At 72.9% G+C, this 22,758-nt stretch carries 15 protein-coding genes; 9 read left to right on the forward strand and 6 right to left on the reverse strand.

Annotated elements, in window-relative coordinates; genetic code table 11:
• The first annotated feature begins 45 nt into the window (after positions 1-45).
• Genes idi through QNO14_RS08535 form a run of 7 tightly spaced genes read left to right on the forward strand, consistent with a single transcriptional unit; the run spans position 46 to position 5,562 of the window.
• The gene (idi, locus tag QNO14_RS08505; RefSeq protein ID WP_257506303.1) at positions 46-600 is read left to right on the forward strand and encodes an isopentenyl-diphosphate Delta-isomerase; all 555 of its coding nucleotides are present in this window, start codon (positions 46-48) and stop codon (positions 598-600) included.
• Positions 597-1,655: a polyprenyl synthetase family protein gene (locus QNO14_RS08510; RefSeq protein ID WP_257506304.1), complete on the forward strand. Its 1,059-nt coding sequence runs from the start codon at positions 597-599 to the stop codon at positions 1,653-1,655. Before idi ends, QNO14_RS08510 begins: the two co-directional genes overlap by 4 nt.
• Positions 1,652-2,515 (forward strand): phytoene/squalene synthase family protein, encoded by an 864-nt coding sequence (locus tag QNO14_RS08515; protein ID WP_257506305.1) that lies wholly within the window; start codon positions 1,652-1,654, stop codon positions 2,513-2,515. Before QNO14_RS08510 ends, QNO14_RS08515 begins: the two co-directional genes overlap by 4 nt.
• A complete protein-coding gene (gene crtI / locus QNO14_RS08520; protein ID WP_257493162.1) occupies positions 2,512-4,071 on the forward strand; it encodes a phytoene desaturase family protein in 1,560 nt (519 codons plus the stop codon). The genes QNO14_RS08515 and crtI overlap by 4 nt, the downstream gene beginning before the upstream one ends.
• Positions 4,071-4,397 (forward strand): lycopene cyclase domain-containing protein, encoded by a 327-nt coding sequence (locus QNO14_RS08525; protein WP_257493161.1) that lies wholly within the window; start codon positions 4,071-4,073, stop codon positions 4,395-4,397. The genes crtI and QNO14_RS08525 overlap by 1 nt, the downstream gene beginning before the upstream one ends.
• Positions 4,394-4,699 (forward strand): lycopene cyclase domain-containing protein, encoded by a 306-nt coding sequence (locus tag QNO14_RS08530; protein WP_257493160.1) that lies wholly within the window; start codon positions 4,394-4,396, stop codon positions 4,697-4,699. Before QNO14_RS08525 ends, QNO14_RS08530 begins: the two co-directional genes overlap by 4 nt.
• Complete coding sequence (locus QNO14_RS08535; RefSeq protein WP_257493159.1) at positions 4,696-5,562, forward strand: prenyltransferase; 867 nt, start codon at positions 4,696-4,698, stop codon at positions 5,560-5,562. Before QNO14_RS08530 ends, QNO14_RS08535 begins: the two co-directional genes overlap by 4 nt.
• A 107-nt stretch (positions 5,563-5,669) precedes the next feature.
• On the opposite strand, the gene QNO14_RS08540 is transcribed toward QNO14_RS08535, so the two are convergent.
• Positions 5,670-8,603, reverse strand: coding sequence for a UPF0182 family membrane protein (locus tag QNO14_RS08540; protein WP_257506306.1), 2,934 nt, complete (start codon positions 8,601-8,603; stop codon positions 5,670-5,672).
• A gap of 63 nt (positions 8,604-8,666) precedes the next feature.
• Complete coding sequence (locus QNO14_RS08545; protein WP_257506307.1) at positions 8,667-9,788, reverse strand: YlbL family protein; 1,122 nt, start codon at positions 9,786-9,788, stop codon at positions 8,667-8,669.
• Positions 9,789-9,905: 117 nt separating this feature from the next.
• Here QNO14_RS08545 and QNO14_RS08550 point away from each other — a divergent pair, with 117 nt between their 5' ends.
• On the forward strand, positions 9,906-11,369 hold the full coding sequence (locus QNO14_RS08550) for a zinc-dependent metalloprotease (RefSeq protein ID WP_257506308.1): 1,464 nt from the start codon (positions 9,906-9,908) through the stop codon (positions 11,367-11,369).
• A 775-nt stretch (positions 11,370-12,144) separates the two neighbouring features.
• Here the strand turns inward: QNO14_RS08550 and QNO14_RS08555 are convergent.
• Together QNO14_RS08555 and nudC are read right to left on the reverse strand one after the other, a co-directional pair.
• The gene (locus QNO14_RS08555) at positions 12,145-13,902 is read right to left on the reverse strand and encodes an ATP-dependent helicase (RefSeq protein ID WP_257506309.1); all 1,758 of its coding nucleotides are present in this window, start codon (positions 13,900-13,902) and stop codon (positions 12,145-12,147) included.
• A complete protein-coding gene (gene nudC, locus QNO14_RS08560) occupies positions 13,899-14,810 on the reverse strand; it encodes an NAD(+) diphosphatase (RefSeq protein ID WP_257506310.1) in 912 nt (303 codons plus the stop codon). Before nudC ends, QNO14_RS08555 begins: the two co-directional genes overlap by 4 nt.
• Positions 14,811-14,875: 65 nt before the next feature.
• Here nudC and QNO14_RS08565 point away from each other — a divergent pair, with 65 nt between their 5' ends.
• Positions 14,876-16,159: a phosphotransferase gene (locus tag QNO14_RS08565; RefSeq protein WP_257493151.1), complete on the forward strand. Its 1,284-nt coding sequence runs from the start codon at positions 14,876-14,878 to the stop codon at positions 16,157-16,159.
• A gap of 48 nt (positions 16,160-16,207) precedes the next feature.
• Here the strand turns inward: QNO14_RS08565 and QNO14_RS08570 are convergent, their stop codons facing one another.
• Positions 16,208-19,495 carry an ATP-dependent helicase gene (locus QNO14_RS08570; RefSeq protein WP_257506311.1) on the reverse strand — a complete coding sequence of 1,096 codons (3,288 nt, stop codon included), beginning with the start codon at positions 19,493-19,495 and terminating at the stop codon, positions 16,208-16,210.
• Positions 19,492-22,638: an ATP-dependent helicase gene (locus QNO14_RS08575; RefSeq protein WP_257506312.1), complete on the reverse strand. Its 3,147-nt coding sequence runs from the start codon at positions 22,636-22,638 to the stop codon at positions 19,492-19,494. Before QNO14_RS08575 ends, QNO14_RS08570 begins: the two co-directional genes overlap by 4 nt.
• Positions 22,639-22,758: the final 120 nt, after the last annotated feature.

Genomic DNA, 22,758 nt, shown 5'->3' on the forward strand with positions numbered 1-22,758 from the left:
ATCATCGTGCCAGATCGCTAGATAAACTAGCAACCAGGAGACCTAATGAGCGAAGAAGAGCTGGTCGTCCTCCTCGACGACGACGGACGCGAGATCGGCACCGCCCCGAAATCCAGCGTGCACGGCACCGACACTGCCCTCCACCTGGCATTCTCCTGCCACGTGCTCGACGACGCCGGCCAGGTGCTGGTGACCCGCCGAGCGCTCGACAAGAGGACATGGCCGGGCGTCTGGAGCAACTCGTTCTGCGGCCACCCCCGTCCCGCCGAGCCACTGCTGGCCGCCGTGCGGCGTCGCGCCGAGTACGAGATCGGCCTGACGCTCACCGACATCGAGCTGTCCCTCCCCCTGTTCCGCTACCGGGCGGTGGATGCCAGCGGCATCGTCGAGCACGAGATCTGCCCGGTCTACACCGCCCGCGCGTCGGGTGAGCCGGTACTCAACGCGCTCGAGGTCGCCGAGGCGCGGTGGGTCGCGCCCGAGGACCTCGCCCGCGCACTGGATGCCACGCCTTGGGCCTTCAGCCCCTGGCTGGTGCTGCAGGCCGAGCAGATGCGGGTGTTCGACGCCCTCTCCTCCACCGCACGCGGTGCGACGTGATCGCCATCTCCGGCCAGGATCGAGCCGCCATCGACGGCGCGATCGAGGCGGCCTTCGATCGGCTCGACGCGCGTCTGGCGACCCTGTCCGGTGACATGCGTCCCCTCGGCGGCGCGATGCGCCGGGCGGCCGCGGGAGGCAAACGGTTCCGACCCGCGCTGGTCGTGGCATCCCATCGCGCCTGCGGCGACGACGCCGTCCGCGAGGCGGTCTACGAGGTCGCCGCGGCGTTCGAGCTGCTTCACACCGCATTCGTGATCCACGACGACGTCATCGACCGCGACACCGAGCGGCGCGGCGAGCCGAACGTCGCGGGTGAGTTCGCCGGCCGCGCGCGGGCGGAGGGTGTGCCCGACGCCGAGGCCGCACGGCTGGGGGAAGCTGCGGCCATCCTCGCCGGCGACGTGCTGCTGCACGAGGCGACGCGCATGATCGCGCTGGCCGACGTCGCCCCGGCCACCCGCGCGGGTCTGCTGGACCTGCTCAACGACGCCGTCCTCATCTCCGCCGCGGGCGAGCTCTCCGACGTGGCCAATGCCGTCCGCCGCGATTGCCCCGACACGTCGGAACTGCTCGTGGCCACCCATGACAAGACGGCGGTCTACTCCTTCGCCGCTCCGCTGCGCGCCGGCGCTCTCCTGGCGGCGGCGCCCGCCGCCACCGAGGCGGCTCTGGGCCGCGCGGGGGGCCTGGCCGGACTCGCGTTCCAGCTGGTGGACGACCTCATCGGTGCGTTCGCGCCGGCCGCCCGCGCCGGCCGCACCGAAGGCGCGGACCTGCGCGAGGCCAAGCGCACGCCGCTGGTGGCGCTGGCCCGCGAGAGCCCGGTATGGTCGCAGGTCGACGACGCGATCGCCCTGGCGTGGAAGGGCCCCCTGGCCGTCCGCGAGGCGCAGCGGGCGCTCGATGCCAGCGGCGCGCGGGAGCGCCTGGTGGTGCTGGTGCAGAGCACGCTGGCCGACGCCCGCGCGGCAGCCGCCGACGACGCTCTGCCCGCGCGGGCCACGGTGCTGCTCGCGCAGGTGTGCGACGCGATCGGAGCACGCATTCCGTGAGCACGGGACTGGACCTTTACAACCGGGCCGCGCAAGAAGCGGCGGCGACGGTCATCTCGGCCTACTCGACGTCGTTCGCGCTGGCCTGCCGCCTGCTGGGACCGCGCGTGCGGCCGCACGTGCGCAACGTCTACGCCCTCGTGCGCATCGCCGACGAGATCGTCGACGGTCCGGCCGCCGAGGCGGGGCTCGCGCCCGAGACGCTGCGGCGCGTGCTCGACGAGCTCGAAGCCGAGACGCTGACCGCCGTCACGCGGGGGTTCTCGTCGAACCTCGTCGTCCACGCCTTCTGCCGCACCGCGCGCGAGACCGGCATCGGCGCCGATCTCGTGCGTCCGTTCTTCGCGTCGATGCGCACCGATCTCGAGGTGACGGCGCACGACGCCGGCAGCCACGACGCATACGTCTACGGCTCGGCCGAGGTCGTCGGGCTCATGTGCCTGCAGGTGTTCGTCAACGCCGGCGCGACCACGGCCGCCACTCCCGCCCCGGAACTCGTCGACGGCGCCCGCAGGCTCGGCGCCGCCTTCCAGGACGTCAACTTCCTGCGGGACCTCTCCCACGACGCCGATGCCCTCGGTCGGGACTACCTCGGGCTGCGGGAGGGCGGGGATTCCCGCATCGCGGTCCTGAACCGCATCGACGCCGACCTCGCCGCCGCGGCAGCGGTGGTGCCGCAGCTGCCGGCGGACTGCCGGCGCGCCGTCACGGCTGCCCACGACCTGTTCGGGAGCCTCGCCCGCCGGCTGCGCGCCGAGGATCCCCGCACGGGCGTGCGGGTGCGGGTGCCCGACCCGGTGAAGGCTACGCTCGCAGCACGGGCGATGCTGGGCTTCGCCCCGAAGGGGGCACGCACATGACACGCACGGTCGTCATCGGCGGCGGCATCGCGGGACTCGCGACGGCCGCCCTTCTCGGTGACGAGGGGCACGAGGTCACCCTGGTCGAGGGCCGCGATGAGCTCGGGGGACGCGCCGGGTCGTGGCAGAGCGACGGCTTCCGGTTCGACACCGGTCCCAGCTGGTATCTCATGCCCGAGGTGTTCGACCACTTCTTCGCCCTGCTCGGCACGAGCGCCGCCGCCGAACTGGACCTGGTTCCGCTGCGCCCCGCGTACCGCGTATACGGCGAGCCGGATCCCGGTACGACGGCCGAGCCCCTCGACATCGTCTCCGGCCGCGCCGAGGCCGTCGCGCTCTTCGAGGCGCGTGAGCCGGGAGCGGGAGCCCGCTTGACGGAGTACCTCGACTCGGCCGGCGATGCCTACGACCTCGCCGTCACGCGCTTCCTCTACGACACGTACGAGTCGACGGCGGGTCTGCGGGACCCCGCGCTGCTGCGACGGCTGCCGCAGCTGGCGCCGCTGCTCACCCGGCGACTGTCGACCCTCGTCGAGAGCAGGTTCGCCGACCCGCTGCTGCGCCAGGTGCTGGGCTACCCGGCCGTCTTCCTGGGCGGGTCGCCCTTCGGCGTGCCGAGCCTCTATCACCTCATGAGCCACCTCGACCTCGACGAGGGCGTGCTCTACCCGCGGGGCGGATTCACAACCGTGATCGCCGCGATCGAACGCCTCGCACGTGCCCGCGGCGTGCAGATCCGCACCGGAACGCCGGTCACCGGCATCCGCACCTCCGGACGCGACGCAACCGGCGTGGACCTCGCCGACGGCACGCGCATCGACGCCGACGTCGTCGTCTCGACCGCCGACCTGCACCACACCGAGACGGTGCTGCTGCCCGAGCATCAGCGCGAGCGGCCCGAGAAGTGGTGGCGGTCACGCACGCCCAGTCCCGGGGCGCTGCTGCTCATGCTCGGCGTCGAGGGTGCACTCCCCCAGCTCGCGCATCACACCCTGCTGTTCGCGCGCGACTGGCGCGAGAACTTCTCCGACATCTTCGGTCGCGACACCCGCATCCCGGAGCCCGCGTCGCTGTACGTCTGCCGCCCGAGCGCCACCGATGACTCCGTCGCGCCTGCCGGCAGCGAGAACCTCTTCGTGCTCGTCCCGATCCCCGCCGACCCCTCGCTCGGCCGGGGCGGCATCGGCGGCGACGGCGACGCCCTCATCGAGCGTGCGGCGGATGCCACGATCGCGCAGATCTCCCAGTGGTGCGGCATCCCCGACCTCGCCGAGCGGGTCACAGTGCGTCGCACCGTCGCCCCCGGCGACTTCGCCGCCGACCTCAACTCGTGGCGCGGAAACTCTCTGGGGCTCGCGCACACGCTCGGCCAGAGTGCCGTCTTCCGCCCACGGAACGCCTCGAAGAAGGTGCGCGGCCTCTACTACGCCGGCACATCCGCGCTGCCGGGCATCGGCCTTCCGATGTGCCTGATCTCGGCGGAACTGGTGCTCAAGCGGCTGCGCGGCGACCACTCCGCCGGCCCCCTTCCCGTCCCCGCCGCCGCGGAGGCGTGATGCCGGGGCTGTACCTGCTGGCGATCCTGCTGTCAGGCGCCGGGATCGCCGCCCTCGACGCGCGCTTCCGCCTGGCCTGGTGGCACGCCCGCGGGCGCACCGCTGTGGTCGTGCTGATCGGCACGGCCTTCTTTCTGGCGTGGGATGCCGCCGGAATCGCCACCGGGGTGTTCGTGAAGGGCGAGAGCCCCCTGCTGCTCGGGGTCGACCTGGCCCCGCACCTCCCCCTGGAAGAGCCGGTGTTCCTGGCGTTCCTGTGCTACCTCGCCCTCGTCGCCTTCCGCGGCGCCGAGCGGCTGCGCGCACGCCGGGAGGACACCGCGTGACCTACGCCTGGATCATCGTCCCGTTCGCCCTGATCACCCTCGTCACGACCCTCGCCAGCGCCGTCCGGCCGCGGTTCGCCCGCCGCATGGGTGCGTCCGCGGTGGCCGCCGTCGTCCTCGTCGTCCTCACCGCGATCTTCGACAACGTCATGATCGCGGCGGACCTCTTCACCTACCCGGAGCACAACATCAGCGGCATCCGCATCGGCCTCGCGCCCATCGAAGACTTCTCCTACCCGCTGTGCGCCGCCTTCCTGGTGCCGGCGGTGTGGACCCTGCTCACGCCGCGGAGCCGCACGTGAAGCCCGCGACACAGCTGCTGGTGTCCTCGCGGCCGGTGAGCTGGATCAACACGGCGTACCCGTTCGCGGCGGCGTATCTGCTCACCACGCGCGAGATCGACACCGTGCTGATCGTGGGCACCCTCTTCTTCCTCGTGCCGTACAACCTCGCGATGTACGGCATCAACGACGTGTTCGACTACGAATCGGACCTGCGCAACCCGCGCAAGGGCGGCGTGCACGGGGCCGTGCTCGACCGGAGCCTGCACGCCCCGACCCTGTGGGCTGCGGGCCTGTCGTGCCTCCCCTTCGTCGTCTACCTCGTCGTCGTGGGTTCGCCCGCGTCGTGGGCGGTGCTCGCGGCGAGCCTCTTCTTCGTCGTCTTCTACAGCGCGCCGCCGCTGCGGCTGAAGGAGCGCCCGTTCGCCGACTCCGTCACGAGCTCGATCCACTTCTTCTCCCCCGCCGTCTACGCCCTCGTGCTGGCCGGGGCCGTGTGGACGTGGCAGCTCGTGCTCATCATCGTGGCGTTCGCCCTGTGGGGGGTGGCCTCGCACGCGTTCGGCGCCGTGCAGGACGTCGTCGCCGACCGCGAGGCGGGCATCTCGTCCATCGCGACGGCGCGGGGCGCCCGGTGGACGGTGCGGTTCGCGCTGGCCTGCTACGTCGCGGCCGGAATCGTCATGCTCTTCACCGCCTGGCCCGGTCCGCTCGCGGCGGCACTGGTGATCCCGTACCTGGTCACCCTGTGGCCGCATCGGTCGATCACCGACGAGACCGCAGAGGATGCCACGCGGGGCTGGCGCCGCTTTCTCTGGCTCAACCAGTTCGCCGGATTCGGCGTGACGATGCTGCTCATCTGGTGGGTGCTGCGGCACCCCTAGACCGGGCGGTCACGGGGACGACGAAGGCCCCCGGGAGAACCGGTGCTGTGTGCAGCCGCTCCGCCCGGAGGCCCTCTCGTCAGATCACGCGTCCGTGACGCGCCGGCTCACTCGCCGTCGGTCGAACCGCCGTCGGTGCCCGCGCCCTGCTCGCTCAGCCGCAGCAGGGTCTCCACCGCTGCCGTCAGATCCTTGTCGGCCTCGGCGAAGGCCGTGAGGTCCCCCGCCTGAAGGGCTGCCTGGCGAGCGGTCATCGCGTCCCGCGCGGCGTCGAGCGCCGACTGGTACTCGTCGACCGGCACGACCGGGGTCACAGGGGCGTCCGGATCCACCGGGGCGTCCGGATCGATCGGGTCGGCGGGCGTCACGCCCTCGTCACCGGTGACGGCACCGGAGTCGCCGCCGAAGAGGACGTCGAGGGCGTCCTGCAGCGTGTCCTCGAACGCGACCTCGTCGCCGAAGCCGACCAGCACCTTCTGCAGGGTCGGGAGCTTCGTGGCACCCGAGGACTGCACGAACACCGGCTGCACGTAGAGCAGGCCGCCGCCGACAGGCAGCGTCAACAGGTTGCCGTTGAGCACCTGCGACTGACCCTGCTGCAGGATGTTCACGAACGACGACACACCGGGGTCGGCGTTGAACGTGTTCTGCACCTGTCCGGGGCCGGGCACGGGCGTCTCGGCATCCACGATCAGCATGCGGAGGCTGCCGTAGTCCTCGGCCTTCGTGCCGTCCTCCGCACCGGCGTCGGAGTCCACCGCGAGGTAGCCCATGAGCACGTTGCGCGTGTCCTCACCACCGGGGATGAACGTGGTGAACATCGAGTAGGCGGGGTTCTCCTGACCAGGCATCTGCATCGTCAGGTAGTACGGCGGCTGCAGCTGCGAGTCTTCCTGCGGGTCGTTCGGCGTCTTCCACGCGTTGTCGCGCTGGTACAGCGACTGCGCGTCTTCGACGTGGTAGTTGCCGAGCATGGCCCGCTGCACCTTGAACAGATCGGTCGGGTAGCGCACGTGGCTCATCAGCTCGCCGGACATCTCGGAGATGGGCTCGAGCGTCGAGGGGTAGACCTTCTGCCACGCCTGCAGCAGCGGGTCCTCGGTGTCCCACGCGTACAGCGTGACGGAGCCGTCATAGGCGTCGACGGTGGCCTTCACCGAGTTGCGGATGTAGTTGATGTTGTCCAGCGCCACGGTGGGGGTGGGGTTGGTCGAGTCGGAGATCGCGTCGCTCAGGCTCACCGTGCTGGAGTACGGGTAGTTGGAGCTCAGCGTGTAGCCGTCGACGATCCAGACGATGCGGCCGTCCACGACGCTCGGGTACGGGTCGTTGTCGAGCTCGAGGTACGGAGCGGCCTTCTGCACGCGGGTCAGCGGGTCGCGGTCGTAGAGGATCTGCGAGTCGTCGTTGATGGCGTCGGAGAAGAGCAGGTCCGTCGCCTGGAACTTCAGGGCGTAGATGAGGCGGTTGAACATGTTGCCCACGCTCGGGCCGCCGTCGCCCTCGAAGGTCGTCTTGGTCTCGTTGGCGCCGTCTTCGCCGCTGGGGTAGTCCAGCTCGATCGGGGCGCGGTCCGCGGGGGCACCCACGATGGAGTACGTCGGCGAGTACTCGCCGAAGTAGACCCGCGGCTCGAAGCCGTCGCCGATCTCGGAGAGCTCACCGGTGACGGGGATGCCGCGTTCGATGAACACCGGGTTGCCGTCGGCGGTGCGCTCGTTGCCCTTGGCGGCCACGAGTCCGTAGCCGTGCGTGTAGACGAGGGTCGTGTTGTACCACGACGCCGCGTTTCCGAGCTGGTCGAGGTTGAGCTCGCGCACCGACACCACGGCGTCCTGGGACTGTCCGTCGATCTCGTAGCGGTCGACGTCCAGCGGATCGGTGAACTGGTAGTAAGACCGGTACTGCTCGATCTGGCGAACGGTCGGGTTGATGATGGCCGGGTCCATGATGCGGATGGATGCCGTCGTGTCGGCGTCCTCGCGCAGCTGCCCGGGCTCGACGTCGGTCACGGCCTCGAAGTCGGTGCGTTCCAGGTCGTCGATGCCGTAGGCGGCCTTGGTCGCCTCGAGGTTGCGCTCGAAGTACGGCATCTCCAGCGTCTGCTGGTTCGGGCGCACCTGCACGTTGAAGACGAACCACGGGTAGGCGACGCCGACCACGAGCGACGACACGATCAGCAGCGCGGTCGCGATGAGCGGGTAGCGCCAGCGGCCGATGATCGCGGTGACGAAGAAGAGCACCGCGACGAGTGCGGCGATGACCGCGAGGATCGCCTGACCGGGGATGATCGCGTTGACGTCGATGTAGCTGGCGCCGGTGATGCGGTCGCTGTCCTCCACGAGGTTGCGGTAGCGGTCGAGCCACAGGCTCGCCGCCTGCACCAGGAGGTACAGGCCCGCGAGGACCGCGAGCTGGATGCGGGCGGACTTGGAGATGCGCAGCTCCCGCTGCCCCACGCGCACGGATCCGTAGAGGTACGACACGACGGCCGTGACGAGCAGGCAGATCAGCAGCACCGCCGAGACGAACCCGACCACAGCCGAGTAGAACGGCATGGCGAAGAGGTAGAACCCGGTGTCGAGACCGAACTCGGGATCCGCCACGTCGGTGGCTACGCCGTTGAGCCACAGCCACGTGGTCTCCCACTGCGACGAGGCGGCGAAGCCGGCGAAGAAGCCGAAGAAGACCGGAATGCCCCACATCGCCAGGCGACGCAGCGGCTCGACGACCTCCTGATAGCGGTCCAGCTGCGAGCTGAGCCGCGCGTAGACAGGTCGGAGGCGGTAGGCGAGCTGGATCGCGATCCACACCGGCACCGCCATCGCGAAGAAGCCGACGAGGAACATCGTCACCCGCGCGGTCCACTGCGTGACCAGCACGCTGTCGAAGCCGAGCTGCTCGTACCAGAGCCAATCGGCGTAGAGGTTGGAGAACGCGAAGAACGCCACGACGAGCGCGGCGATGATCGCGAGCGTGATCGTGATGGCGCGGCGCGAGGTGCTGGGCGTGGCCTGATTCGGCGGTGAGGTCGTGGTCACCCCCTAATCCTAGGCGTCCCCACTCCGAGGGGATGCCGAGGAGATGCCGAGCATGCGCTCAGGTCACGATTCGCAGGATGCCAGCGCCGTCAGGTCGCCGTCGTCGCGCACCGTCTCGAGCACCTCGAGCGCGTCGTCGAGGGTCTGCACGGCGAAGACCTGCAGCCCGTCGGGGACGTAACCGACCACCTCGCCGCAGTTGGCGGCTGGTGCGAGGAAGATCTCCGCCCCGGCATCCTCGGCGCCCCACATCTTCTGACGGATGCCGCCGATCGGGCCGATGTCGCCGGCGCCCGTGATCGTGCCGGTGCCGGCCACATCGGCACCGCCGTTGAGTTCGCCCGGGGTCAGCACGTCCATGATCCCGAGGGCGAACATCATGCCGGCGCTCGGGCCCCCGACGTTGTCGAGCTGGATGGTGACGTCCAGCGGGAAGTCGTAATCCTGCATGAGGGTGACCCCCAGGAGCCACACCGTCCCCCCGTCGGCCTCTTCCTCTCGCGGCGTCACCGTCACGTCGCGTGCGGTCCCGTCGCGCTCCACGGTCAGGGTCACCGGCTCGCCGGCGCGCTCGGCGACGATCGCCCGCACCTCGGCGGCGTCGGCGACGGGCCGGCCATCGACGGCGACGATGACATCGCCCGTCTCGACGGCGCCGCTCGCTGCGGAATCGTCGGTCAGCGAGTACACCGTCAGCTGCGCGCCGACGTCGTAGCCGAGTTCACTCAGGGCAGCCGCGGTGGCCTCCTGCTGGGAGTCGACCATCATGGCCGAGCTCTCCTCGTTGCGCTGCTCGGTCGTCTGACCCGCGGGGAACACCTCGTCGATGGGGACGACGGCGCGCGTGCGGTCGAACCACGCCAGCGCCAGCTCGAACCACGACGGAGTGCGGTCGCGGTTGCCGACCACCTGCACAGTCAGCAGGTCCAGGGTGCCGGCGGTGGGGTACGTCTCGGCACCTTCGATAGAGATGAGCGGCACCTCCTCGCCGTCGCCCGTGCGCGCCGTGCCGAGGGTGTCGTACACCGGCCCCGGCTGCTGGATGACGTAGGCGGTGGGGAGGAAGGTCAGCGCGAGCAGCACCACGAGCGCAACGACGAGGGACCAGATGCCCGCCACCGCACCCCGGGGCAGCCGGCGGCGCGGTGCCGGGACGAGGGTGACGTTCTCATCGAAGAGGGCCAACGGCGGGCCTTTCTGTGCCAGGTCGTTCGCGACCGGCGAAAACCAGCCGGGTGGTGCGAGGGAAGGGTGCCACTAGCGTAGAACGGGACACCCCCCACCTGCTGAAAGGCGCCTGACATGGCCGACGGCGAAGACCGCTCCCCCGAGGATGAGTTCCAGGAACTGCTGCGCCGGCTCTTGGGGGGTCAGCCCGGCGCGATCGACCCGGAGCAGCTCTCCCGCCTGTCGGGCATGGGCATCGACCCGGCGATGATGTCCGCGATGATGCAGCAGATGCAGAGCGCGTTCTCGCAGGCCCCGGCGGAGGGCATCTCGTGGGACATCGCCAAGCGTCAGGCGCTGCACATCGCCAACCAGGAGGGCCTCGGCATCAGCAGCGGGGAGCGCACCGACCTCGGTGAGGCGTTCGCGCTGGCGAACCTGTGGCTGAGCGAGGCCACGACCATCTCGGAGCTGACCCAGGCGCCGCGCACCCTCACCCGGGGCGGATGGGTCGAAGCCACCCTGCCCGTCTGGCAGGAGCTCGCCGAGCCGGTCGCCCTCAGCATCGCCGACGCACTCACCGCGGCCCTTAACGAACAGGTGCCCGAGGAGATGCGGGCCGTCGTGCAGGGCGCCGGCCGGCTCATGCGCACCGTCGGCGGGTCGCTGTTCGCCGCCCAGCTGGGCGCCGTCGTCGGACGGCTGTCGACCGAGGTCGTCAGCGGCGGCGACGTGGGCCTTCCGGTCATGCCCGCCGGCGAGGCGGCGATCCTGCCCCAGAACTTCGCCGACTTCGGCCGCGACCTCGGCATCGCCGACGACCAGCTCGCGCTGTACCTGGCCACGCGCGAACTCGCCCACGCGCGCTTGTTCCGCCACGCCCGGTGGCTGCGGCTGCACGTCATCTCCCAGGTGACCGAGTTCGCCCGCGGCATCCACGTCGACACCAGTGCGCTGGAGGATCTCGCCTCGCGGTTCGACCCGTCACAGCCCGAGGAGCTGCGCCAGGCGCTCGAGAGCGGCGCCCTGCTCCCCCAGCGCTCCGAGGCGCAGACGGCGGCGCTCGCGCGGCTCGAGAACCTGCTCGCCCTCATCGAGGGCTGGGTCGACGTCGTCACGGACGCCGCCACCGCCCGTCTTCCCGAAGCCGACCGCATCGCCGAGGTGGTGCGCCGCCGCCGCGCGGTGGGGGGCCCCGCAGAGCAGGCCCTCGGGTCGCTCGTCGGGCTCGAGCTGCGCCCCCGGCGTCTGCGCGAGGCCGCAGCGATGTGGCGCGCCGTCACCGACGCGGTGGGTGCAGCCGACCGCGACGGCCTCTGGGACTACCCCGACCTCATGCCCACCGCCGAGGACATCGACGACCCGGCCGCCCTCGTGGCCCGCCTGCAGGCGCGGGCACGCGGCGACGAGCCCCAGCGCGATGCGATGGACGACGCCCTCGAGGCCCTGCTGAACCAGGCGGCCTCGGAGGAGGCCGCCGCGGACCGGGACGAGACCCCTGGCGCCCCCGGCGACGAGGCGACGGATGCCGCGGCCGGCGACGAGCCTGCGACGGATGGCGGGGCCGGCGACGAGCCGGAAGGACCCCGCCCCGTCTGAGCGGAGCCCCTCGTCTCCTCCCCAGCCCGCACGGGCACGGCGGAGGGCGACGTCCTGTGGACAGCGCGGACGGTGGGCGCCGCCCCGGCGCACAATCGGGTCATGCTCCGTGTCGACCCCCGCCAGCCGCCGCTGTGGCGCAGCGCCACGAGTCTGCAGTTCGGGGCCGAGGCCCTCGCCGTGATCGACCACCTGTCGCCGTGGCAGGAGCGGATGGTCGCGGCGCTGGTCGACGGCATCCCCGCGAGCGCCTACGACGCCTGTGCGCGGGCGTTCGGGGCCGATGCTGCGGCGGCCGCGGACCTGCGGCAGCTCCTGGCGCCGGTGCTGCGCGAGGGCGAGGACGCGCCCGCGCTGCCGCTGCGCCTGGAGCTGCCGCACGATCTGCCGACGCGCATGGCCGAGGTGCTCACCGACGCCTTCACCGAGGCCGGCGCCGCGCCGGAGGTCGCACCGTGGTGGGACGTTCCCGCGCTTCCCGTGGGCGCCGGGGCGCCGGTGGTGGCGGTCGCGGCGCACGTGCTCGATCCGCGGCGCGCCGCGCGCTTCATGCGCGAGGACATCACCCACCTGCCGTTCGTGCTCGCGCACGACCGCGTCTGCGTCGGGCCCTCGGTGGTGCCGGGGAGGACCGCGTGCACCGCGTGCACGCATGCCCACCGCCGCGACGCCGACGCGGCCTGGCCGGTGATCGCCGCCCAGCTGCTGACCCTCCCGGCACCGGACACGCCCCGCGGCATCCTGTACGACGCCGCCGCCCTCAGCGTGCGGCTGCTCAGCGCCCGCCCGGACCGCGCGGGCCGGTCGGCGACGATCCTCGGCCGCCGCGGGCGGGTGACGTGGCACGCGAATCCGCCGCACGAAGACTGCCTGTGCCGATCTCCCGCACGAAGCGCGACACCGCTCGCTCCCGTTGTCCCGTTCCCCGTGCCCACGACAGCGACAGCGTCCGCGCGGCGCGCGTGATGCCCACGTACGCGAGTCTGCGCTCCTCGTCGATGGTCTCGAGGGTGTTCGCGTACGAGATGGGCAGCAGCCCCTCGGCCATGCCGATGAGGTGCACGTGGTCCCACTCCAGGCCCTTGGCGGCGTGGAGGGTCGCCAGCGTGACGGTGCGCAGCGCGGGTTCGTGCTGGTCCTTCGCGCGGGCGATGAGGTCGTCGGTGAAGGCGCGCAGGGTCGTTCCCTCCGGCGATTCTTCGGCGAGACGCAGGATCGCCGCCCGCGCCTCCCAGGCATCCCGCACCGCGCCGCCCGCCGGCGGCGCCTCGTCGGTCAGCCCGGCGCGTCGAAGGATGTCGCGCACCGTCGGCAGGAACGCCGTGTCCAGAGGCGCCACCGTCGCCGCGCGCAGCTCGAGGATCGCCTGGCGCACCTCGGGCAGGTCGAAGAATCGCTTGCCGCCGAGCACCGTGGCCGGGATCTGCCGATCCGCGAGGGCGGCGAGAATCGGCGCGGACTGCGAGTTGGCGCGGTAGAGCACCGCGATGCTCTCCGGGTCGACGCCCGCCGCGAGCTGAGCGGCGATCGCCCGGGCGACGCCCGCCGCCTCGGCGGCGTCGTCGGAGTACGTGGCGACCGTAGGGGTGGGACCGGGCTCATCGCCGGCGGCCGACACCAGCGCGAGGGCGCCCGGTCGGTCGCGCATGAGCTCGTTGGCCACCGCCAGGATGGCGGCATCCGACCGGTAGTTGCGTTCCAGCCGCACCACGCGGGCGTCGGGATGCCGCTCGGCGAACCCCACCAGGAACTGCGGGTCGGCACCGGCGAACGAGTACACCGTCTGGCTGGCGTCACCCACGACGCAGAGGTCCCGCCGCTCCCCCAGCCACAGTTCGAGCAGCCGGTACTGCACCGGCGACACGTCCTGGAACTCATCGACCGTGAAGTGGCGGTACTGCTCCCTGACCGCGGCGGCCACGTGCGGCTCGGTTTCGATCATGCCGGCGCACGCCAGCAGAACATCCTCGAAATCCAGCTGGTGTCGCTCGTCCTTGAGCTTCTCGTAGGCACGCTGCAGGTCGACCACCTGCGACAGGTCGAGGCCGGCGACCCCGCGCGGGCGCGCGACGGCGTACTCCTCGATGCTGCGCATCGTGACCTTGCGCCATTCGATCTCGGCGGCGACGTCGCGCAGCGCCATGGGGCCGGGATCGAACCCGAGGGTGTCGGCGGCGTGGGCCAGCATGCGCACCTTGCCGTTGACGATCGACGGCGCGCTGCCGCCGGCCAGCTGCGGCCAGAAGAAGTTCAGCTGGGCGAGCGCCGCCGCGTGGAAGGTGCGGGCGGCGACCCCCGGCACGCCCAGCGCGCGCAGCCTGCCGCGCAGCTCGCCGGCGGCCTTCGTCGTGAAGGTCACCGCCATGACGCGCGAGGGCGAGTACGCGCCCGTGTCGACGCCGTGTGCGATGCGGTGCGTGATGACCCGGGTCTTGCCGGTGCCGGCACCGGCGAGCACGCACACCGGTCCCCGCAGCGCGGTGGCCGCCTGCAGCTGCGCGTCGTCGAGCCCAGCGAGGGGAACGGTGCTCACGCGCGTCCCTCGAGCCAGTCGGTGATGAGGCGGTGGGCGATCGAGGCGGTGCCCGGCAGCAGCACGTCGCCACCGCCGGCGAGGGCCTCGGCGATCTCGTGCCGGGTGAACCAGCGCACGGCGACGATCTCTTCGCCGTCGGCGCGCGCCGCCTGCTCATCGTCGGCCACGGCGTGAAAGCCGAGCATGAGCGAGCGCGGATAGGGCCATGCCTGCGAGCCGCCGTATCGCAATGCGCTCAGCCGCACTCCCGCCTCTTCGTGCACCTCACGCTCGACGGCGGTCTCGAGCGACTCCCCCGCTTCGACGAACCCGGCGAAGGTGGAGTACCGATTGTGCTGGGCCCACATCGCATTGGACCCGAGAAGCAGACGCTGCCGATCGGGACTGGTGACGGCCACGATGACGGCGGGATCGGTGCGGGGGAAATGCTCTCTGCCGCAGCCCTGGCACGTGCGGGCCCAGCCGGCCGCGTGCACGCGGGTCGCCGAGCCGCACGCGGGGCAGAAGGGGGCCTCCAGCAGCCACCGTCCGAGGCTCAGCGCGGCGACGAACGCGTCGGCGTCGGCGGGGGCGAGCTCGCCGCCGACCGCGCGGAGCGCTCCCCAGGTCTCGGCGACCGCGGGAACCTCGGCGTCGGCCGTGGCGGCCGCAAGCAGCAGCGGCACGCCGTCGGCATCGCGTCCGAGAAAGGCCCACGTCACGTCGCCCGCGACCTCGCGCGGGCGCAGCCAGCGCAGGGCGCCGTCGGCCGTCAGCGGCGCGCGATCGCCGTGCACCACGAGCACGCGGGCGTCGGGACGTGCGCGTGCCTCGTCGAGCAGGCCCTCCGCGGCGCGCTCGTGGGCAGCCCGGTCCAGCCCGATCTGCACGGGCGACGCGGGCTGCGGGCTCTCGGGCACCGTCATCCGGGACCTCTCTTGCGGGCGTGGCGCGGGGGTGAACGGAGCGCGCGCGACCTACCCTTGTGGGCATGGCACGCTCTCCCTTCACTCTAGCCGCGTCGGTCACGTCGGCCCTTCCCCGGGTCGCCGTCGTCGGGGTCGGAGAGCTGACCGAAAGCGCCGCCGGCCGCTTCGATGCGGCGGTGGCCGACCTCGACGACGGCCGCCGCGTGGTCGTGCGGGTGGCGAACTCCCCCGAGGCCGACGACGAGCTGGTGGCGCAGGTGCGCGTGCTGCGGGCCCTGTCGGCCGGCGTGCGGGGCGTGCTGCCCTTCCGTGCTCCCGAGGTGCTGGGCGAAGCAGGGCTCGGCGGCTCACGGGTGGTCGTGTCCGACCTGCTGCCGGGCTACCGTGTCGAGGCGGCGCACGTGCCGCCCGGGCGCGGTGTCGCGACCTCGCTGGGCGCCGCGATCGCCGACGTCCATGGCCTCCCCGTCTCGGTCGTGCGCGACGCGGGTCTGCCCGCCCGCACGCCCGCGCAGGTGCGTGACGAGGCGGAGCGGATGCTGGATCGGGCCGAAGCCACCGGGCTCCTCCCCTTCGCCCTGCTGCGGCGTTGGAGCACGGCTCTCGCCGCGGACGAGCTCTGGCGTTTCGATGCCGCTGTGACGCTCGGCGGGGTCGAGCCCACCGCCTTCCTGCTCGAAGATGTGAACGACGTTCCCACCGTCACCGGGCTGCTGGACTGGCATGGCCTGAGCGTCGGCGACCCCGCGGCGGACCTGCGATGGCTGGCATCCGCGCCCGGGGCCGCCGAAGACGTGTACGCCGGGTACCTGGGCCGGGCCCACCGTGCACCCGACGCTCGGCTGCGCGACCGCGCGCGCCTCTACGCCGAACTGGAGTTCGCGAAGTGGCTCGTGCACGGGCAGGCCGCCGGCAGCGAGAGCGTCGTGAGCGACGCCGTCGCCCTGCTGGAATCGCTCGCCGAAGGAGTCGGCGAGACGCCGCTGGTCTCGGCCGACGCGGTCGACGTCGACGACGCCCTGGCCCGCGTGGGCCGCATGTCGGATGCCACCGGCGAGATCGTCGACACGTCGATGCAGACCGACACATACGACCCCTCGATGCTCTCGATGTTCGCCCAGGACACCGCCGACAGCGACACCGACCCCACCGCCCAGCCGACCCAGCCCCTCGAGCTCTCGCTGTTCTCCTCGGACGACGGGGCGTCCGGCACTGCCCCCGCCCGCACCTCGGCCGAGGCCGCAGACGAAGCCGACCGCGGCGACAGCGCCGCCGGTCCCGCCCACGAGCAGGAGCGCGACGACGCAGCCCGCAACGCCCTGCGTCGCTGGCGCACCGCGGAGTAGCAACGGCGCCGGCACGCCGGGGAACGCGGCGGTGCCACGTCGCTGGGCTCAGCCCCGCAGCACGACTCCCGCGCCGACGTAGACGAGGGCGACGTCGATGAGCTCCACCGGCACGCCGTGCTTGGCGTGGTACGCCGTGCGGTACAGCTCCAGCTGCACCATGCGCTGCTCGCGCTCGGCCGCCGTCGCCGGCGGGCGACCGGTCTTCCAGTCGACGATCTCGTAGCGCTCTCCCCGGCGGTAGACGGCGTCGAGCTTGCAGATGATGACGTGCTCCCGGCCGTCGGGCCCGGTCATCGTGAAGTCGATCTCGGTCTCGACCTCGATCGGGCGCAGCGGCGCCCACTCGGTGGCGGCGAACGCCTCCTTCAGCTGGGCCATCGCCTCGACGTCATCGGCCGACAGCGGAGCCGCGCCGTCACCGGTGTCGTCGTCGAGCTCCCACAGCGCGTCGTCGGTCGATGACCCGGCGCCGACCAGGCCCGAGCGGTGCTCCACCCACGCGTGGAAGAGCGTCCCCAGACGCGTCTGACGGTACGGCCGCTCCGGCAGCGGCCGCGCGACGGCGGCGACGGTGCCGGCGAAGTCGCTGACGTAGTCCTTGTAGCGCGAGGCCGGAATGCGGGTGGGTGCCGAGCGCACCCTGTCGGCGGCGCGGGCCGCGCGCTCCGCCAGCAGCAGCTCGAGCTCGGGATGCGGCTGCGGCCGCGGCGTCGCCTGCGCCGCGCGCACCGCCTCGGCCGCGGCGTGCACGGCGTGCGCGCGCCCGCCCAGCGGGTCGATCGGCCAGGTGAGCAGGCGACGCTCCCCCAGGTACGGGTTCTCATCGGGCTGCGGATCGGGCGGCTCGATGCCGAGCGCCTGCGCCATCTCGACCAGGAAGACGCCCGGATCCCGGGCGCTGCGCGTGCCCGACCAGCTCGAGCCGCTCATGAGCAGGTGATCGCGCGCGCGGGTGACCGCCACATAGGCCAGCCTGCGGTCCTCCTCGAGCTGACGCGCGCGCTGGGCGGCGACGAAGTCCTCGAGGGCCGTCTTCAAGGCCTGCTGCGTCGGCGCGTCGTCGCGGTGCCAGCGGAACCGCGGCAGCCACGGGGCGTCGCCGCGGAACTCGTACGGCAGCACGCCGAACGACAACCAGCCCTTGGTGTCCTTCGCCGCGGTGGGCAGCTCGTCCTTCACCAGGCGCACCACCGCCACGGCGTCCCACTCGAGCCCCTTGGAGCCGTGGATCGTCAGCAGCTGCACGACGTCGTCCTCGGGCGGCTCGGTGCGGGGGGCGAATTCGTCGAGCTTCTCGGCGTGGTCGAGCCAGGCCAGCAGACTCGAGAGCGACCCTGTCTCGTCCGCGGCGAGAAAGCCGTGCAGCTCGTCGACGAAGGCGCGCAGCTGCTCCGAGGCGATGCGGGCGGGACCGCGCGCCTCGTTCGCGGCGAGTTCGACGTCGAGCCGCAGCTCGAGCTCGATGAGCCGCACCAGCTCGGGGATGGGAAGCCGCGCCGCACGCCGCAGGCCCGCGAAGACCGCCCCGGCCTCGCGCAGTCGCTCGCGCGCCGCCGGCGTGAACCCGGCGAGCCACCCGTGGTCCGCGGGATGCCGCAGCACGAAGTCGAGCGCATCGATGAGCGACCCCTGATCCTGCCCGGCCGAACCGCGCAGCCGCTCGGCCACCTCGGGCGCGAGGGGCCGGAGGGCGTGGTCGTGGCGCACGATGCGGCGAGCGAGCTCCGCCAGCGCACGCAGGTCCGCCAGCCCGATCGCCCAGCGGGGCCCGGACAGCAGCCGGATGAGGGCGGAGCCCGCCGTCGGGTCGGCGATCACCCGCAGCGCGGAGACCACGTCGACGACCTCGGGGGTGGACAGCAGGCCGCCGAGCCCCAGGATGCGGTGCGGGATGCCGCGACGCGCGAGCGCATCGCCGAAACGCACCATGTGCTTCTTGCTGCGGAAGAGGATCGCGCCCGTGGTGGCCTGCCCGGCGGCGGCGCGGCGGTCACGCACGTCGGCGAACCACTGGGCGACGCGCTCCGTCTCGGCATCCAGGTCGTCGTCGAACGCGATCTGCACGTCGCCCGCGGGGGCGCCGGGGCGCGCCAGCAGCTCGTCCACCGGCACCGGCGCGGTCGCCGCGAGGGGGGCCAGCACGGCGTTCGCGGCCGTCAGCACCCGCCGGCTGTTGCGCCAGCTCGTGCGCAGGGCGAAACGGCCACTCTCGCCGTCACCGGCGAACGCCCGCGCGAAGTCGCCGAGGTTGCCGGCGCTCGCCCCCCGCCACCCGTAGATCGACTGGTGCGGGTCACCGACCGCCATGACCCCGGTGCCCCGGAAGAGGGTGGCCAGCAGGTCCGTCTGCACGACCGACGTGTCCTGGTATTCGTCCAGCAGCACGACGCGGTAGCGATCGCGCAGCTCTGCGGCCACCGACTCGTGGCTGCGCACGACTTCGAGGGCGCCCGCGACCTGGTCCGAGAAGTCGATGACCCCGAGCCGTGCCTTCTGCCGGTCGTACTCGGCGGCCAGCTCCGCCAGCAGGGAGAGGGCGCCGACCTTCTCGGCGGCGCGCGCGATCTCGGCGTACACGACGGTGCGCTTGTTCTCGGAGGGACGCTCGACGACATCCGCGAACCGCTCCGGGAAGGCGGCGAGCTCCGCCAGGGGAACGAGGTTGTCGACGCTGTCGCGGGCGATGCGCAGCGCCGCGTCGATGATGCTGCGCACCGACTCGCCGCGCTCCTCCAGCCGCGGATCCTCCGAGGCGAGCACGACGCGGCGCATGAGGAGCCAGGCCGCGGAGTCGCTGAGCACCGCCGCCTGGCCGTCGCGGCCGATGCGCACGGCGTGTTCGCGCACGATCGCATCGGCGAAGCTGTTGTACGTCGACACCGTGGGCCGGTGCAGCAGCGACTCGTCGTCGGCGTCGTCTGGCACGGCGCCGGTGGCGGAGACGAGGTCCGCGAGGAGCGCCCGCCGCGCGGCGTCGTTCTGCGCGTCGGCGAAGGCGTCGAGACGCCCCTGGGCGTGCAGCGCGGGGAGGTGCGCCAGCAGCCCGCGCCGCTCGAACTCCGCCAGGCGCTGCAGCCGCTTGTGGATGCGCTCGGCCAGCTCGCCGGCAGCCTTGCGGGTGAAGGTCAGCCCCAGCACCTGATCGCGTCGCACCAGGCCGTTGGCGACGAGCCACACCACCCGGCCCGCCATCGTCTCGGTCTTGCCGCTGCCGGCGCCGGCGACGACGAGGCCCGGCTGCAGGGGCGACTCGATGACGGCGGCCTGCTCGGGCGTGGGCGGGAACTGCCCGAGCGCCGCGGCGATGGCCTGGGCCGAGATGACGCCGTTCATGAGCTCACCGCACCGATCGTATGGATCCGGCAGAGGCCGTACGAATGCTCATCGCGGCAGTGCTCCTCGTAGGGCGCGACGAAGGAGGTGCCCCGCATGACATCGACGGCGGCGACGACGCGCGCCACGAAGGCGGCACGACTGTCGTCGTCGAAGGGCAGCTGGCGCGGGGTGACATAGTCCTTGGATGCCGCGGTCGGCCGCAGCACCAGCAGCTTCGCCCCGCCCGGGCGCGCGCCGTCGGGTGCGGCCACGGCGCCGGACTCGAAGGCGAGCTGATAGGCCGCCAGCTGCGGATTGTCGGCGACGGCCTTGTCGGTCTGGGGTTCGGTCTTGCCCGTCTTGAGGTCGACGATCACGACCGAGCCGTCGGGTCCGATCTCCACGCGATCGATGTAGCCGCTGAGCACCGCCGTGTGCTCTCCGGCGTCGGGAAGCGGGATCGGCACCTCGAAGTGCGGCTCGGCGCTCACGAGGGTCACACCCTCGCGCTCCGCGTCGCGCAGGTACCGGTGCAGGCGCCGCACGAGGTCCCGCGCTCGGGTGCGCTCGGCCCGGTCGCGCCACGCCGCGTCGAAGTCCAGTTCCTTCCAGCGCTGCTGCACGATGTCCCAGAGCCCTTCCTCATCGAGCCCCGCGCCGTGCTCGAGGGCCGCGTGGATCAGGGTGCCGAGGCCCGCCACCGCGCCGCCCGCGTCGCCGCCGAGCTCGGCGATGACCCAATCCAGCTGGCACTGCTCCAGCGCCTGCAGGCGCGAGGGCGACACCCGCACGTCCTCGCGGTCCAGATCCCGCAGCGGCGCGGTGGTGGTCGGGCCGGCGACCCCGTACCACTGGGCGGGGTCGGCCCCTGCGACACCGGCGTCGGCGAGCAGGGCCAGCTGGCCGGCGGCGGCGGCGCGCGCCGCTGCGGGGGCACGGGGGTCGGTCAACGCGCGGCGGTGCAGGGCGACGAGTCCGCGGAGGGTCAGGGGGTGCTCTGCCTCCCGCGGCGCGGGTTGCGGATCGGGCAGCAGCTCGAACAGCACGCTGGGTCCGGTGTCGTCGTCGTCGACGGCGGTGACGATGAGCTGCGACGTCGCGCGCGAGACGGCGCGGGCGAACAGGCGCAGCTCATCGTGCATCGCCTGGCGTCGCCGGTCCAGCACGTCGACGGCATCGTCGCCCTCGACTGCTCCCGCCAGGCGCCACGTCTCCAGCAGGCTGCCGCGCAGGCGCGTGTTCGGCCACACCCCGTCCTGCACGCCGGCCACCACGACCGTGTCGAATTCGAGCCCGAGCGAGCCGGCCGGCGTCAGCACCCGCACGCTGGCCTCGGGCGGAGGCGCCGTGAGGCGGTCTTCGGCCACATCGCTGTCGAGGATGCCGCGCACGAACGCCAGCGGCGGGGCGCCGTCCTCGCGCTCCACCGCCCGCTTCGCGGCCTGGAAGAGCGCGACCACCGCGTCGAGGTCCCGGTTCGCCTGCTCGGCCAGCGGCCCGTGGCCATGCGCGGCCTCGGCCCACGGCGTCTGCAGCCCCGCACGTTCCCAGGCGGTCCAGAGCATCTCGTGCACGGTCGCACCGCCGGCGTGCTGCGCGGCCAGCTGCGCGAGGGTGCCCGCGACCCGCGCTGCCCGGCGGGCCTCACGGGTGTCGATGAGCTCCAGCTCCAGCGGGCGCGCCATGCCGGACACGAGCAGGTCGTGCCCGCTGCGCTCGCCCCCGGCCGCGAGCTCGGTCTCTCGCAGGGTCGTGCGCAGCCGCCGCAGTTCCACCGGGTCCATGCCGGCGGTCACGCCCAGCAGCACATCGGTGACGTCGTCGACGGTCCACTCCTGGGTCGGGCGGGCCGACAGCTCCACCACCCGCAGCAGGTCGCGCACCGGGCGCAGCACGCCCAGCGCCTGGCCGGGGCCGCTCGCGCGGGCGGGCACCTCGCGCGCCGCCAGCTCCGCCTCGAGGGCCGAGACCTGGCGGGTGTCGTGGGCGATGACGGCGCACCGGTCCCATGGCACCCCATCGCGCAGGTGCCGCTCCCGCAGCAGGCGGGCGATGGCGTCGAACTCCTCCGAGGGCGAGCGCAGGGTGAAGGCGCGCACGGACGCGTGCTGCGCCACCCGGTCGTCAGGCTCGGCCGGACGCACGCGGTGGCTGACGATGCCCACGGCGCCGATGCGCTCGGTGACCGACGCCAGCAGAGACCGCTGCGCCGGCGTTCCCCGGTGCACCCCGGTGAGGACGATGGGCGGGGCCGCCGCCGCCAGCCGGGCGAAGTTCCGCGGCGACGCGCCGCGGAACGTCCCCGAGCCGACGTCGGGGTCACCGAACGCCATGACGGCGATGCCGTGTGCGCGGCAGGCCTCGAGCAGCTCGACACCGCCGAGGGTGAGCTCCTGCGCGTCGTCGACCAGCAGCACGCGCACCGCGGCGAAGGGCCCGAGCACCGCCGCTCCCGGGGTGCTGGTGCGCAGGATGCCGACGGCTTCGCGCACGAGCCCCGCGGCATCGCGGTGCGCGCCGCGCATGTCGGCGCGCACGCGCTCGTACTCGGTCGCGAACGATGCCAGCGACTCCCAGGCCGGCAGCTCCAGTCGCCGAGCCAGGGCGCCGAGGCGGGCCGGCGTCACCCCGAGGGTGGTGCACTCCGCGAGGAACGTGCGCACCTCGGCGCGGAACCCCGCCGTGCCGCGGATGGGCGCCGGCAGCCACTCCGGCCAGCGGGATGCTCCCCCGGCTTCGTCCTCGGCGTCGCCGGCCAGAAGATCCTGCAGCAGCTGGTCCTCGTCGGCGCCGGTCAGCAGCTGCGGGGGCTCCCCGCCGCCGTGCACCGCCGCGGCGCGGACGAGCTGGAAGGCCAGCGAGGCGACCGAGCGCGCCAGCGGGCCCGCCGTCGCGCGGCCCACGGCCAGCGCCAGCCGGTCACGCAGCGCCGTCGCCGCCGTGCGGCTCGAGGTGAGCACCACGATCGTGTCGGGGTCGACCCCGGCGTCGACGAGCGCCCGCACGCGCGCCACGAGGGTGGCGGTCTTTCCGGTCCCGGGCGCGCCGACCACCACCGCCGACGTCTCCGGCGCGAGGGCGAGCACCTGCCGCTGAGCGGCGTCGGGAGCGAAGGCGGCATCGGATCCGGGCTCGGGTGCCCTGGGCTCACTCTGTCGCATCGAAGCCACGGTAGCCGCCCCCGCCGACGTTCGCCGACAGCGAGCGCACCCCGTACGGCCGCCGACTGCGCCCGCCCGTGTCGTAGAGTCGGACTGCGCCCGCGGCGATGGCCGGGGCCG

It is taken from the genome of Microbacterium sp. zg-Y625, assembly GCF_030246925.1.
GTDB lineage: Bacteria > Actinomycetota > Actinomycetes > Actinomycetales > Microbacteriaceae > Microbacterium > Microbacterium jiangjiandongii.

Bases quoted from the DNA above. Each gene is read 5' to 3' on its own strand.
- QNO14_RS08575 (WP_257506312.1), bottom strand. From the start codon at position 22,638: ATGCGACAGAGTGAGCCCAGGGCACCCGAGCCCGGATCCGATGCCGCC.
- crtI (WP_257493162.1), top strand. From the start codon at position 2,512: ATGACACGCACGGTCGTCATCGGCGGCGGCATCGCGGGACTCGCGACG.
- QNO14_RS08570 (WP_257506311.1), bottom strand. From the start codon at position 19,495: ATGAACGGCGTCATCTCGGCCCAGGCCATCGCCGCGGCGCTCGGGCAG.
- idi (WP_257506303.1), top strand. From the start codon at position 46: ATGAGCGAAGAAGAGCTGGTCGTCCTCCTCGACGACGACGGACGCGAG.
- QNO14_RS08565 (WP_257493151.1), top strand. From the start codon at position 14,876: ATGGCACGCTCTCCCTTCACTCTAGCCGCGTCGGTCACGTCGGCCCTT.
- nudC (WP_257506310.1), bottom strand. From the start codon at position 14,810: ATGACGGTGCCCGAGAGCCCGCAGCCCGCGTCGCCCGTGCAGATCGGG.
- QNO14_RS08525 (WP_257493161.1), top strand. From the start codon at position 4,071: ATGCCGGGGCTGTACCTGCTGGCGATCCTGCTGTCAGGCGCCGGGATC.
- QNO14_RS08550 (WP_257506308.1), top strand. From the start codon at position 9,906: ATGGCCGACGGCGAAGACCGCTCCCCCGAGGATGAGTTCCAGGAACTG.